A 13,252-nucleotide genomic window follows, 5' to 3' on the forward strand; every position below is an offset into this window, starting at 1 on the left:
TGCCCTATTCCGGAAATGACAAAGGCGTACAGTACCGGCCTGGCTTGACGGAAGCATCTGACATCTGGTCTATAGGGTGAAGGACATTGGCCACCCCAAAAACAGAAAAGCCCAGACATTGTCCGGGCTTTCTGCATTCAGCAGTAGTTTTGCAAACAGCTACTGACAGTCGACAGCGCTGATCGAAGCCGCGCACATCGCCAGCCGCGTTAGTGAGCAGCTTGCCGAAGTCGTTGGCGGCCATGGCTTGCGTGTAGGTCTTGTAGCCTGAACCGTGATCGTTGAAGTTGATGTTCTGCTCGACGCGGCAGCTGTTCGCTGCGCTGGCCGGCATCGACAGCGCCGTGAGCAGGCCGCAGCCGACCGACACCAGTACGGTCTTCCTGATAAAGGGCATCATTGTTGTTAATCCTCGATGTCGTTGAAGGTGGTCGACCCGGGCATGTGAAGCCACGGTCGCCATCGGGCCATGACATTGGTCCCAGAGCGTCACGATTGTATGAGCTGAACACATGGGGAGTACCTCGCACTTTTGGGCGAGGTAGGCATATTTGGCGGCAGCTTGTGAGGGAGTTGGCATACCGGAACAGTTGGCATTGGGTCGCATCACTGGCAACATCAGTCGATGAAAAATCAGAAACAGGCGCTACTCTTCGGCGCAGCGACCGTCATGCTGTGGTCAACCGTCGCTACAGCCTTCAAGCTTTCGCTCGGTGAATTAAGTCCTCTGCAGCTCATGCTGATTGCCTGCACCACCTCGGTGGTCGTGCTCGCCTGCATACTCACTCTACAGCGGCGTTGGGCGGCAGTGTTCAACCTCTCTGCCAGGCAATATCTGGTGTCGGTGCTCATGGGCCTGCTCAACCCGGTGCTGTACTACCTGGTGCTCTTTGAAGCATTCGACCGCTTGCCAGCCCAGGAAGCACAGCCGCTCAATTACACCTGGGCCCTGACGCTCACCTACCTCTCAGTGCCTCTGCTCGGGCAGAAGCTCAGCCGAAGCGATCTGCTGGCAGGTCTTGTCTGCTATAGCGGCGTTGTGGTCATCGCGACACGCGGGGATGTGCTCGGACTGAAGTTCTCTGATCCTGTCGGCGTAGCTATGGCGCTGGCCAGCACGATCATCTGGGCAATGTACTGGATCATCAGCACGCGTGATACCCGAGACCCGCTGGCGGGACTGTTCCTCAACTTCCTGTTCGGCCTGCCCTTCATCGCCGTACTCTGTTTCACAACTTCAGGCCTGCCAGATACTATAGGCACCGGCGTGCTGGCAGCGGTCTACATCGGCGTATTTGAGATGGGCATCGCCTTCGTGCTTTGGAGTCAGGCCATGAAACGTGCCGAGAACACCTCTCAAGTCAGCAATCTCATCTTCATCTCACCCTTTCTGTCGCTGGTGTTTATCCATTTCATTTTGGGAGAAATCATCCTGCCTTCGACCTATGTCGGCCTGGTGCTGATTATCGTCGGACTGTGGTGGCAGCAGCATGCCCAGTTCCGCTTTTACCGGCGATAATGTGACTGATTTCCCAGTTCGGCTTGTCCGGCGCTATACCCTGTTTGGGTGACACAACACCACGTGCGTGATGCACGATCCAGACAAGAAGAAGGAAAAGCCCAATGTTTTCAATACCTCAAAAATCGGAGAAGCGAAACTTTTGTCGAGTGCTCACGCTGTCGGCAAGCCTGCTCTTCAGCACTGTCGCCTTCCAGGTAGCAGTAGCTGCGGATACGCGTCCGGTCATCTTCGTTGGCAATAACTGGGAAGGTACCATCGACGTCATCGATACCGAGACCTATACCCCAATAGGCAGGATCAATGCCGTACCAGACAAGCGCAAGCGCCTGACCGAACTCTTTTTCAACCCGATCCGTCTGATCGGGTTCCAGACAGTGCGCAATCTGATCGGCGAAGGTAATGACCAGCTGGTGGATGACATGTACAGCAGCCTGGATGGTCGTCTGCTCGTCGTTTCCCGGCCCAGTTTTGCTGACGTCGTCGCTATCGACACTGCCACTGGCAAGATCGCCTGGCGCTTCCAGGTCGAAGGCTTCCGCTCCGATCACATGGCCCTATCACCGGATGGAACGGAGGTCGCGGTGTCAGCCTCAACCGGAAAAGTCGTCCACATTCTTGATGTCGAGACCGGCACTGAAAGAGGTCGCTTTCCGTCTGGCAACTCTCCACATGAAAACGTCTACTCGAAGGATGGCAAACTGATTTACCACGCCAGTATTGGCAACGTGTTCACGCCGCTGGACTCAAGCTTCTGGGATTCCACCAAGGGTGACCGCGTATTCCAGATCGTGGATGCGAATACACTTGAAATCGTCAAGAAGTTCGACATGGCCGAAAAACTGGCCGCGGCGGGCTATCCGGGCTTGAGCCCTGCCGTGCGGCCAATGGCCCATACCGATGACGAGCGTTATTTCTATTTCCAGCTGTCGTTCCTGCACGGCTTCGTTGAATACGACATGGTCGAGGATCGAATTACCAGGCTGGCTGAGCTGCCCAACCTCATTCCGGATGTGCCACGTCGCGATTACGTCAATGACTCAGCGCATCACGGTATCGCATTGAGTGGCGATGACAGCACCCTGTGTGTAGCCGGCACGATGAGTGATTATGTCGCGATCGTCTCACGGGAGACCTTCGAGCATAAGCTGCTGACCGATCTGGGTGAAAAGCCATATTGGGTGACTACCGATGCCTCCGGCGAACACTGCTATATCTCATGGAGCGGCACCGATCAGATGTCAGTGATTTCTTATGCGACTGGCGAGGAAGTGGCCCGCGTGGATGTCGGCGATCATCCACAGCGGATCCGTGAAGGCTATGTCCCAGTAAACTGGGCACAGTAGAGGGTCTAGCCGAAGGCGAAGTGCGCCTTGTCCATGCCCAGCACCGAGCTCGTCGGTGCTGTGGCGCTGATATAGTGCGCGCCGGCGCGTGGCAGAAGCCGCTCGAAATAGAACTCCGCAGTCTGAATTTTCGCCCTGTAGAACTCGTCTGATTCTCGCCCTTTGCCCGTTCGCAGCAGTTCACTGGCCTTGTCTGCCTGCAGCGCCCAGAAGTAAGCCATCATGACGAAGCCCGAGTACATGAGATAGTCGACCGAAGCTGAACCCACGGCTTCACGATCCTTTGTCGCGCGCAGCATGATACGGGTGGTGAGCACGTTCCACTGCACGCTGCGCTTGAGCAGCGCTCTGGCCATCATGCCGATCGCATCACGACGCAGCGCCCTGCCCTTTGAAAAGTTCACCATAGTCAGAGTGAAATCACGCACACACTTGCCTTTGGACGCCAACAACACCTTGCGGCCAAGCAGGTCCAGGGCCTGAATACCAGTGGTCCCTTCATACAGTGTGGAGATTCTGGCATCACGGGCAATCTGCTCCATACCATGCTCGTGAATATAGCCATGACCGCCATACACCTGCATACCAAGATTGGCGGCTTCGAGCCCCATTTCCGTCAGGAAACCCTTGAGAATTGGGGTATAAAAGCCCAGACAGCTATCCTGCTCTTTCTGTTTGCGCTCATCGCCGTCCAGCACGGCATTGACGAGGAAGTCAGCGATTTTGGCGACGCTATAAATCATGGCCCGGCCGCCTTCAGCAATCGCCTTTTGCGTCAACAACATCCGGCGAACATCCGGATGCCAGATCAGGGCATCGGCCTTGAAATCCGGATCCTTCTTGCCCGACAGTGCCCGCATGGATCGTCGCTCACTGGCATACTGAAGTGCGCGCTGGAAAGAAGCCTCTGCGTGGCAGACGCCCTGAATGGCTGTGCCGATTCGGGCGGTGTTCATGAAAGTGAACATGGCTTCGAGGCCCTTATTCTCGGCGCCAATCATGAAGGCAGTGGCACCATCGAAGTTGAGCACCGCTGTAGCAGAGGCACGAATACCCATCTTACGTTCAATAGAGCCGCACGTTACAGCGTTACGTTTTCCAGGTGCGCCATCGGATGACACCAGATACTTGGGCACGATGAAGAGCGAAATACCTCGCGTACCAGACGGGGCCCCAGCTACTCGCGCGAGCACAACGTGAATGATGTTGTCGGTCAGGTCATGCTCGCCTGCAGATATGAAAATCTTGGTGCCGGTGATGCGGTAGGTGCCATCACTGTCCACCTCAGCCTTCGACTGAATCTGACCGAGATCGGTGCCGCACTGAGGTTCAGTCAGGCACATCGTCCCCGTCCATTCGCCAGAGACCAGCGATGGCAGGTACATGGCTTTCTGTTCTACACTCCCGAACTGCACGATGGTATTGATACAGCCCACACTGAGGCCTGGATACATGGCAAACGACCAATTGGCCGTTCCCATCATCTCGGATTTGAACGCACTGATGGAGGCCGGCAGGCCCTGGCCACCGTAGGCCTCTGGAAACGACAGACCCTGCCAGCCACCTTCGACGAACTGCTGGTAGGCAGCCTTGAAGCCGGAGGGCGTAGTCACTTCACCATTTTCGAAGCGGCAGCCTTCGCGGTCTCCCGACAGATTCAGTGGTGCAAGGACCTGCTCACAGAGCACGGCTGCGCCTTCGAGTATGGCTTCAACTGTATCCGGCGTAGCTTCAGCGCCGTTTGGGAGAGCAGCATAATGCGCGGGGTAGTCGAGCACTTCGTTGATGAGAAAGCGCATGTCTCGCAAGGGTGCCTTATAATCCATCATCTATTCAATCCTGCTGTTCGTGAATGCAGCGCAGACAGACCTAACGAGGATTATGATGGCCAGCAGTGCTGCGTACACGAATGGTTGGGGGAGCTATCACATCTGGCTGATAGCCGGTCTGAATATTGATGATTGGCGTCGGAGGGTCAATGTCATAATTGCCGGATTGTCTGGCAGTTCCTTGTCATTTTTGCCCGGGAGGCTTCCCTGATGTTCTTAATTCTTCGATTAGTGAACCAGTTCCTGCTGAGTCTTTCCGCACGACGGCAAACACCCCATGGGCTTCAAGGATGATGGCTTCCACCAGATCGAGTGATCCTACCCCCTCACGAAGGGCTACGGCGTGAAGCTCTGTTTCCGTAAGGCGCTGCTTATTCATTTCGTCCTCCAGGAAGCGCCCCTGGTAGAACAGCAATGACGGCGGCGCGGTGACATAATTCGAAAAGCGCGTCGAGCGTCGCTGTAGCATGGTGATGGCGTACTGAAGAAAAATCAGCAGCGCAAAGGTAGTAATGGCTTCAGTGAGCACGACTTGCCGCGCAGTGAGAATGCGCCCGAAGGAGGCACCGATCGCCACCGTGATAATAAAATCAAAAGTATTCAGCTGCGCCAGGGTGCGTTTTGCAGAGACACGCAGCAACACTATCAGGGACACATAGGCCAGCGATCCGACCACCACGATTCGGATGATTGGCTCTACGCCATTATAAAAAAACGCTGCATCACTCATAGGCACCCTCCATCCAGCGCCAGCCGTCGTTGCGAACAAGGCCAAGCAGTTTTTTTCGCCGCTCGGCATCTGCGTTCAGCTTCGTCAAAAATGTGTCCCGATTGCCCACGGGGATGCCTCGCGACCTGAGCTTATCGAGATCCGGTGGCACAGGGGGACTGTCGGCCGTTTTGATGAAGGCTGAAGGGAGTGTCGTCATAAAGCTGTCGATGGCGGACTGGGCGCTACGAAGAAGGACTATATTCGGACGTTGTTCCGGCGCAATGCCATGCTGAAAGATCAACAGCGCTTCATCCAGCACCGCTATTGCCAACGGCGGTGATTTCTGTGCGTGCGCTGCATGGTAGTACTGCAGTACCGGATACGCGCGATATTGCTCCCCCAGCGCAGACAGTTGGGAGGCGAGCGAATTGAGCACAAGATCGAGATCACGAAAATCATGTCCATTCCAGCAGTTCTGCACGAATTCTGCGGGTGTTCGTCCCAGACCCAGCACCTGAGTGGCGAAGGCACGCTTCTGTACCGCCGCGGACACGACGTTCAGCAGATAGGTTACCGACAGCGTAACCAGAAGCATGCCACTTGCCGTACATAGGCCCGTTATGACCTGCCATTTATCAGCTGCAGGAATGATGTCACCATTACCCATGGTGAACATGGAATAGGCCACAAAATAAATGCGATCGGTCCAATCTGAATAGATGCTGTCATTCTTGTTCCAGAGCGCCTGATCATCTGCGGAGAACACAAGCACCCATCCCATCCAGATCATCAATACCCAGAGAACAACTGCCGTGGTAACAATCACAGGGCCAAAGAGGCTCAAGGTGTGGTGCTTGTCCCTGCCCGTGGTCTTCAGGCAGAAGCGCCAAATGAGGGTAGTCACTCTTGCAGTAACAGGGCCACCGCTACCGTCGATCCACAGTGTTGTCCAGAGCGCATCAACTACTGCCACAACCAGCAGCGTCAGACCGATGATGAGATAAATCCATTCCATTTGCATAGCTGTCCCGAATCCAGAGTCCTGACTTTAGGAAATTGAAAGCTGCTGGCAGGGGTACGAGCATTCCGCGGACTTGGTTGACCCAGCCACAGCATCGCGGATAAATGGAATAGTTCGTCGCAGACATCCGCCCGAAACTCTGAGCCGTACGGTCTAATGCAATGCAAGCACCAAGGCATGAACAGGAGCGGCACAATGACAGGACTCACGTGGCAAAAAATTATGCCTGTACTGATAACAGTATTGATGGTGACCAGTACTGTTGTTGTCGGTGGGTGTAGCAGTATCGATGTTACCCGCGCCCATGACCCTGACGCCCAATTTCGCGCCATGTCCTCCTGGACCTGGCTATCCTCGAATACCCAGAAGGCTGACCAGCGCACTGAAAACGAAGATCGTTTCGACGATACCCACGTTCGCGACGCCATCAGATCTGAACTGATCTCCAAGGGCTATCCGCAGACGCAGCAGACGCCGGATTTCCATGTCACCTATCATGAGGGGCTCGATTTCGATGTGGGAGTCACGACCTTTCGCGAGCAATACGGTTATGGTTATCGAGCGTGGTGGAGTGGCTTTGGACGATCGGGTGCCATGACTGAAAAGACATCGTTCATGACCCGTACGCTGGAACGGGTACTCACCATCGACCTTCTGACACCGGGGCCCGACAAGGAACTGATGTGGCGCGGCATAGCTCGTTTTGAATATGAAGCAGAAGCCGATGCCACTGCGCGTGCTCACAGGATACGCAGTGCTGTGGCGAAGATTCTCGAGACTTTTCCGCCTGAAAACCATGATTGATACCGTTGCGCCCAGTCAGGACCATAATGTATGAAGGATACAGAGATGAAGGAGCCCGCTAACGAGGTCAGTACCGATCCTTTTATATACCGGACCTGGAAGGCAGCCTTCATTTTCGCTGCAACGATCATTATCCTCGCCGTTCTCTGGTACGGCTACGAAGTGTTGCTCATCCTGTTCGCAGGTTTGCTGCTGTCGCTCTTCTATCTGATTCCGACAAAGTGGCTGAGCAGACATACACCGCTTGGGCATCGCTCGGCACTGGCGGTGGTGATCGTCGTCCTCCTGGGTCTGTTCGCGGCATTCGGATTTTCCTTCGCCTCAAGCGTCACGCAGCAGTTCGAGCAGCTATCTGAGATCGTACCGAGCAGTATTGCCGAGTTGAGGCAACAGCTCTCGGATTTACCGCTGGCCGACCAGGTGATCAATGAGGTGCAGGAACAGCAGGACAACGCTTCGAGCAGTCAGATAGGTGAATGGTTTTCACGAATTTCTGGAGTGTTTTCAACCACATTCGGGTCGCTCATTAACTTTGTCATTATCTTCTTCATAGGGCTTTTCGTCGCTTTCGAACCTCAGACCTACCGACGCATGCTGATCAGGCTGTTTCCCAAACGTCGTCGAGACTACATCGCTGATGTCCTCAATGCACTGGTCGACAAACTAAGCTGGTGGATGCTGGGACGAATCGCTTCGATGGCACTGGTCGGCCTGCTCATCGGGCTAGGTCTCTGGGCCCTGGGCATGCCGATGGCACTCTCTCTGGGACTGCTAGCTGCCTTGCTCGAATTCATTCCAAACTTCGGCCCCATGTTAGCGGCCATCCCTGCCCTACTGGTGGCTTACACCCAAGGTGAGCCTCAACTCGTGCTCCATGTAGCCATCCTCTATTTTGTCATTCAGGGCATGGAAGGTTACGTCATCACACCCCTGATACAGAGACAGGCTATCGAGATACCGCCCGCCGTTCTGGTCGCGATTCAGGTCAGCCTCGGCCTGTATGCGGGCGTATTGGGCCTTCTCCTGGCGGCACCCATGGCGGCCGTGCTCCTCGTATTGGTGAACAAGGTATACGTGAGCGACTACCTGGGCGATAGTAGTGGCGAGCGAAAGCTCAGCGGCAAATCCGACGAGGAAGATGGCGCCTCGAATACCTGAACACTCAGGATCGCGTTGTCTCCTGAATGGTCAGTAGTCCTCTCAGGTGGGTAACCTGGCTGCCGTCAGCACGTACTTCGAACCTCGAGCTGCGGTCGTCACGAGTCGCCCATAGTGCCGCCTTTGCCGGCAAAAACAGGGGCGACTTGAATTCCACACTTGCCCGAACCTCATCGGTTGGGCCAGAAGGCAACAGTTCAGCGAGTGCCCTGGCCTTGGTCCACATGCCATGCGCGATCGCGCGTTTGAAGCCAAACAGTTTTGCTGAAACGGCACTGAGGTGGATAGGATTGAGATCGCCAGAGACCAGGCCATAGCGGCGACCTGTGTTTCCTGGCGCCTTGAAGGTACTGAGCATGGCCAAAGGATCATCTGGAGCATTCAGATGCGTGTAAGGCTTCCCCTGTGGCTCGGCCACCCCAATCCGAAGCAGGCTCTGGGTAGACGACCAGACCTCTTCAGTGCCACGCAATATGCGCGACTCGAGCGTGAACACCTGCCCTTTTCTATGAGCTAGCAATTCACCGGTACGGAGTTCGACAGTGACCGTATCGCCAGCGTGGAGCGCGCGGCGCTGTCTGATATCACTGGCCAGATGCACGGTGCCCAAACCGGACCACGGCGACGCTTCAGACGCCATGTATTCAAGCGCCAGGGGAAAGGTCAACAGCTGAGGATAGGTCAGGGGAACGCCCTGATCTGCGCTGAACCCGCAAAGGTCTGCATACCGGGTAAGATGATCGCCGTCTATCGTTACTTCACGATCGACATAGCTGGCCGATGGGAGTGTCTGCACCTTGCCGGGTTTCTTGCGAATCGTACCCAGCACGCGGGCGTAGCGACCCAATGACTCGAGATCAACTGTATTCATGGTGCATCCTTTCCTGAGCGTCTTCTTGTTGGTCGGAATGGTCAACTTTCTCACAAGGCATCGTCGCTTGCCAGTAGACCTTAGCCGAGCAGTATTCAGCAGAGTTTTACGAAACTTTTACGCAGCATCTGCTTTCGTCACTAGTACGTTTACAGGGTCTGCCTCTACGCTGTGTCACAGCAGATCTTGACGGAATAACGAATGGGTACGCATCTGGAATCAGGGTTCAGGTCGAACCGGCCTCATAGCTGGTACAATTACTTCGCCGCAACGGCCATCATGACAGTCGCCATGCTGGCAGCGCTGACCATCGACCAGCTGCTGCCCCGGACGAATGTGTTGCCTGTACTGCTTGTCGGCGTCCTCATAGCTGCCGTTCGAACGAGTTTTGGTGCCTCCCTCTGGAGCTCGCTGCTCGGGCTGTTAATCTACAACTATTTCTTCACCGAGCCCTACCACACCTTCGTCATTGCACACCGAGATGATCTGGTGACGGTCGCATTCTTCGTTCTGCTGTCGAGCGTTACCGGCAATCTCGCTACCCGCTTGCGCCTGCAGATGCTGGCACTGCGTGAAAGCAAGGCACGGATCGAAGACCTGCTGGGTCTGAGCCGTGACATCGCTGGCGCGGCGGGTGAACTGGACATCATGCAGGCTGCTGCCAGATTTTTGCATCCTCGAATGAACGCGATGATTTACTGCCTGCAGTCAAACGAAGCGGGCCACCTCCATCAGGCGCTGACTTACCCTCAGCAAGCGCCCCCACTTGATGAGCAGACCCTGCGACGAGCCAATGCAGTCTCGACAGCGAGCAAGCTGGATGCCAGCACTCAACAAGAGGCTGTGCCCGGCTTGCAGCTCTATCGACTAGCCAGTGCCGAAGGCGAAATTCTCGCCGTGATCGTGTTTCGGCAGGATGTCACTTCCCACGACTTGACCTGGAGCGAGGCTCAGATCAGGGGCTATTGCCAGCTGATCTCACAGGCCCTGGAGAGAGCACGCCTGTCTTCAAGGCTCGAAACGGCTCGCCTGGATGCTGAAACAGAACGGCTCCGCTCCGCATTGCTATCTTCAGTTTCTCACGACCTGAAAACGCCGTTAGCGACGATGATCGGTTCGACCTCGAGTCTGCTGCAATATCACGACCGGCTGACGCCGGAAGATCGGCAGGCACTGCTTGAAGGCACCTTGCAGGAAGCCGAAAGGCTGCACCGATATATCGATAACCTCCTCGACATGACTCGCCTTGGCTACGGGACCCTCAAGCTGGAACGCGACTGGGTCACGTTGAACGATATCGTCGGCTCGGCCACTCATCGCTTACAATCCGTGCTGTCGAAATTCGAGCTCATTGTGACGATGGCAGACGACATTCCCCTGCTCTTCGTGCATGCGGCGCTCATTGAACAGGCCATCGTCAACATTCTCGAAAATGCCGCACGCTTTGCGCCGGAAGGCTCGACACTGACGATCGAAGCTTCAATTCAAGAGCAGACACTCAGCCTTGACATCACGGACGAAGGTCCGGGCATTCCCGAGGCTGAGCGGAAGCTTGTGTTCAACACCTTCTACAGTGCAGCCAAGGGTGACAGACAGAAAGGAACCGGACTCGGCCTCGCCATCTGTCACGGCATGATCGGAGCCCACGGCGGTCGCGTGGAGGCTCTCGACGGCAGACATGGCATTGGTACCACCTTTCGCATCAGCCTGCCTTTGCACAACCAGCCACTCTTACCGGATGACAGTGATGAATAAGACGCCCAACTCGCTGCAGCCAAAAATTCTGGTCATAGACGACGAACCACAGATCCTGAGATTTCTGCGAATCAGCCTCCGCTCCGAAGGCTACGACGTGATCGATGCAATGGACGGCGGTGAGGGACTACGCCTTGCGGCGCTGGAAAGCCCGGACGTCATCGTGCTCGACCTTGGTCTTCCAGACATGGACGGCCTGTGTGTACTTCAGGAGCTCCGTCAGTGGAGCGCCACGCCAGTGCTCGTGCTGTCGGTCAGATCGAGTGAGCAGGAAAAGGTCAAGGCCCTCGATCTCGGCGCAAATGATTATGTGACCAAGCCCTTCGGCATCAAGGAATTCATGGCGCGACTTCGGGTACTGATCAGAGATAAGGCACAAGGCCAGCACAAACAGCCCCGGCAGCTGTTTTCCTCCGCCGGGCTGATCATCGATTTCGTCAAGCGAATCGTGACCCTGGAGGGTGAGCCAGTTCACCTGTCGCGTAAGGAATACGCCTTGCTTGGCCTGCTAGCCCAGCATGCAGATCACGTTGTCACCCAGCAATATCTGCTCAACGAAATCTGGGGACCTACCCACAGCGAGGACAGCCACTATCTCCGCATCTTTATTGCCCGCCTGCGCCAGAAACTCGGGGACGACCCGACTCAGCCCCGGTTTATTCAGACCGAACAGGGCGTGGGCTACCGCCTGGTATCCGAGGCGTGAGATTATTTGTACCTTATTTCAGGGTGGCCGCAGTCGCCCTGCTCATATTATCTGCACTGATGCTGGCGCCCATGGGCCTGACCCTGGTCGGTTACGGCGGCGCACATGAGACGTATCTTCTGCCGCTGGCGGCCTCGCTGGCCGCAGGTCTGATATTCAAGCGGCTTGGCCATCCGGCGCCTGCCCATATTAACCAGCGCCAGCTATTTCTGATCACAGCCGGCACCTGGCTGACCGTTCCGACGTTCGGTATGTTGCCCTTCATGTTTATGGACAATCCGCTGTCGCTGGTCGATGCCGCCTTCGAAACAGTGTCTGGAATGACCACGACAGGGTCGACTGTCATGACCGGCCTCGAGCAAACGCCAAAGGATATCCTGCTGTGGCGATCCGTACTTCAATGGTATGGCGGGATTGGCATTATCGGCATGACGATCGCGGTGCTGCCTTCGCTGAAATCTGGCGGTATGAAGCTGTTTCGGACGGAGTCTTCCGACTGGTCAGAAAAGGAAATTCCGCAGATGAAAGACCTGCTCAAAGGCATCATCGGCGCTTATTTCGGATTAAGCATACTGTGTGCACTGGCCTACTGGCTGGCTGGTATGGATGCATTCAACGCGATCAATCACATGATGACCACCGTTTCCACGGGCGGCTACTCGACGTCAGATGCATCTTTCGGGCAATTTCCGAGTCACCTGATCACTTGGTTGGCCATACTCTTCATGTTCGCGGGCGCAGTGCCGTTTGTATTGTATATCAGATTCTGGCGCAAACAGTCTTCACGCATTTTGAGCGATATTCAGGTCAAGGGTCTGCTTTTTGTGCTCGCTTCAGCGGCAGGATTTCTCACGATCGACCTCGTTCTGACTACTGAGATGACGATATTCGAAGCGCTGACTGCGAGCGCCTTCAACGTCATGTCCGTCGTCACGACAACTGGCTACGCCAACGCAAATTACGGCCTCTGGGGACCAGCCGCCGTAGCCATTTTCTTCTTTCTCACTTTCGTAGGTGGCTGCTCGGGCTCGACCTCCGGCGGCATCAAGATATTCCGCTTTCAGTTGTTCTTCATCATGCTGCAAAGGCAGTTCAAGCAGGCCATCCACCCGAATGCCGTACTGGTCAGCAAGTACGGTACCAGGCTGGTGACCGAAGAGATCCTTCAGTCGACCATTGCATTCGTTTTCCTCCTCATCACCACGCTTGTGGTACTGACACTGCTATTGTCACTGACCGGACTCGATTTCATCACCAGTATCACTGGCGCATCGACTGCACTTATGAACGTTGGCCCGGGTCTCGGTGAAATGATTGGACCAGCAGGGAACTTTCAGGGAGTATCGGACGCCGCCAAATCCATACTGATGGCAGGCATGATTCTGGGCCGTCTCGAATTTACGGCAATCATGATCATTTTTACCCGCGTATTCTGGAGAGGCTGAGAAGTCCGGGACACTTCAACTGGGCAACTTGGCAGATATGCCAGTATCGGTTAGTTTCGTTATCAGACCTCAATGCACTCGCCATC

12 protein-coding genes are annotated in these 13,252 nt (G+C 55.5%); 7 read left to right on the forward strand and 5 right to left on the reverse strand.

The window, feature by feature from the left end; translation table 11 throughout:
* Positions 1 to 4: 4 nt before the first annotated feature.
* Entirely contained in the window at positions 5 to 400 is a 396-nt protein-coding gene (locus tag ABD735_RS07810) for a hypothetical protein (protein ID WP_344805047.1), read from the reverse strand.
* Between the two features lie 225 nt (positions 401 to 625).
* Here ABD735_RS07810 and ABD735_RS07815 point away from each other — a divergent pair, with 225 nt between their 5' ends.
* Both ABD735_RS07815 and ABD735_RS07820 read left to right on the forward strand, forming a co-directional pair.
* On the forward strand, positions 626 to 1,519 hold the full coding sequence (locus ABD735_RS07815) for a DMT family transporter (protein ID WP_344805049.1): 894 nt from the start codon (positions 626 to 628) through the stop codon (positions 1,517 to 1,519).
* Between the two features lie 104 nt (positions 1,520 to 1,623).
* Positions 1,624 to 2,865 (forward strand): YncE family protein, encoded by a 1,242-nt coding sequence (locus ABD735_RS07820; RefSeq protein ID WP_344805051.1) that lies wholly within the window; start codon positions 1,624 to 1,626, stop codon positions 2,863 to 2,865.
* A gap of 5 nt (positions 2,866 to 2,870) precedes the next feature.
* On the opposite strand, the gene ABD735_RS07825 is transcribed toward ABD735_RS07820, so the two are convergent.
* The 3 genes from ABD735_RS07825 to ABD735_RS07835 all read right to left on the reverse strand — a co-directional run bounded on the left by ABD735_RS07825 (position 2,871) and on the right by ABD735_RS07835 (position 6,421).
* Positions 2,871 to 4,694, reverse strand: a complete 1,824-nt coding sequence (locus ABD735_RS07825; protein ID WP_344805053.1) for an acyl-CoA dehydrogenase C-terminal domain-containing protein — start codon at positions 4,692 to 4,694, stop codon at positions 2,871 to 2,873.
* 184 nt (positions 4,695 to 4,878) lie between these two features.
* Positions 4,879 to 5,424: a DUF421 domain-containing protein gene (locus tag ABD735_RS07830; protein WP_344805055.1), complete on the reverse strand. Its 546-nt coding sequence runs from the start codon at positions 5,422 to 5,424 to the stop codon at positions 4,879 to 4,881.
* Positions 5,417 to 6,421, reverse strand: coding sequence for an ion channel (locus ABD735_RS07835; RefSeq protein WP_344805057.1), 1,005 nt, complete (start codon positions 6,419 to 6,421; stop codon positions 5,417 to 5,419). Before ABD735_RS07835 ends, ABD735_RS07830 begins: the two co-directional genes overlap by 8 nt.
* 201 nt (positions 6,422 to 6,622) lie before the next feature.
* On the opposite strand from ABD735_RS07835, the gene ABD735_RS07840 reads away from it, so the two are divergent.
* Together ABD735_RS07840 and ABD735_RS07845 are read left to right on the forward strand one after the other, a co-directional pair.
* Complete coding sequence (locus ABD735_RS07840) at positions 6,623 to 7,231, forward strand: DUF4136 domain-containing protein (protein ID WP_344805059.1); 609 nt, start codon at positions 6,623 to 6,625, stop codon at positions 7,229 to 7,231.
* Positions 7,232 to 7,261: 30 nt separating this feature from the next.
* Positions 7,262 to 8,389, forward strand: a complete 1,128-nt coding sequence (locus ABD735_RS07845) for an AI-2E family transporter (RefSeq protein ID WP_344805061.1) — start codon at positions 7,262 to 7,264, stop codon at positions 8,387 to 8,389.
* Between the two features lie 4 nt (positions 8,390 to 8,393).
* Here the strand turns inward: ABD735_RS07845 and ABD735_RS07850 are convergent, their stop codons facing one another.
* Positions 8,394 to 9,260, reverse strand: a complete 867-nt coding sequence (locus ABD735_RS07850) for a MaoC/PaaZ C-terminal domain-containing protein (RefSeq protein WP_344805063.1) — start codon at positions 9,258 to 9,260, stop codon at positions 8,394 to 8,396.
* A gap of 201 nt (positions 9,261 to 9,461) precedes the next feature.
* On the opposite strand from ABD735_RS07850, the gene ABD735_RS07855 reads away from it, so the two are divergent.
* Genes ABD735_RS07855 through ABD735_RS07865 form a run of 3 tightly spaced genes read left to right on the forward strand, consistent with a single transcriptional unit; the run spans position 9,462 to position 13,166 of the window.
* Positions 9,462 to 11,015, forward strand: a complete 1,554-nt coding sequence (locus ABD735_RS07855; RefSeq protein WP_344805065.1) for a sensor histidine kinase — start codon at positions 9,462 to 9,464, stop codon at positions 11,013 to 11,015.
* On the forward strand, positions 11,008 to 11,721 hold the full coding sequence (locus tag ABD735_RS07860) for a response regulator (RefSeq protein ID WP_344805067.1): 714 nt from the start codon (positions 11,008 to 11,010) through the stop codon (positions 11,719 to 11,721). Before ABD735_RS07855 ends, ABD735_RS07860 begins: the two co-directional genes overlap by 8 nt.
* Positions 11,718 to 13,166, forward strand: a complete 1,449-nt coding sequence (locus tag ABD735_RS07865) for a TrkH family potassium uptake protein (protein WP_344805069.1) — start codon at positions 11,718 to 11,720, stop codon at positions 13,164 to 13,166. The genes ABD735_RS07860 and ABD735_RS07865 overlap by 4 nt, the downstream gene beginning before the upstream one ends.
* Positions 13,167 to 13,252 lie beyond the last annotated feature (86 nt).

The organism is Allohahella marinimesophila, from assembly GCF_039538005.1.
GTDB classification, from domain to species: Bacteria; Pseudomonadota; Gammaproteobacteria; order Pseudomonadales; family Oleiphilaceae; genus Allohahella; species Allohahella marinimesophila.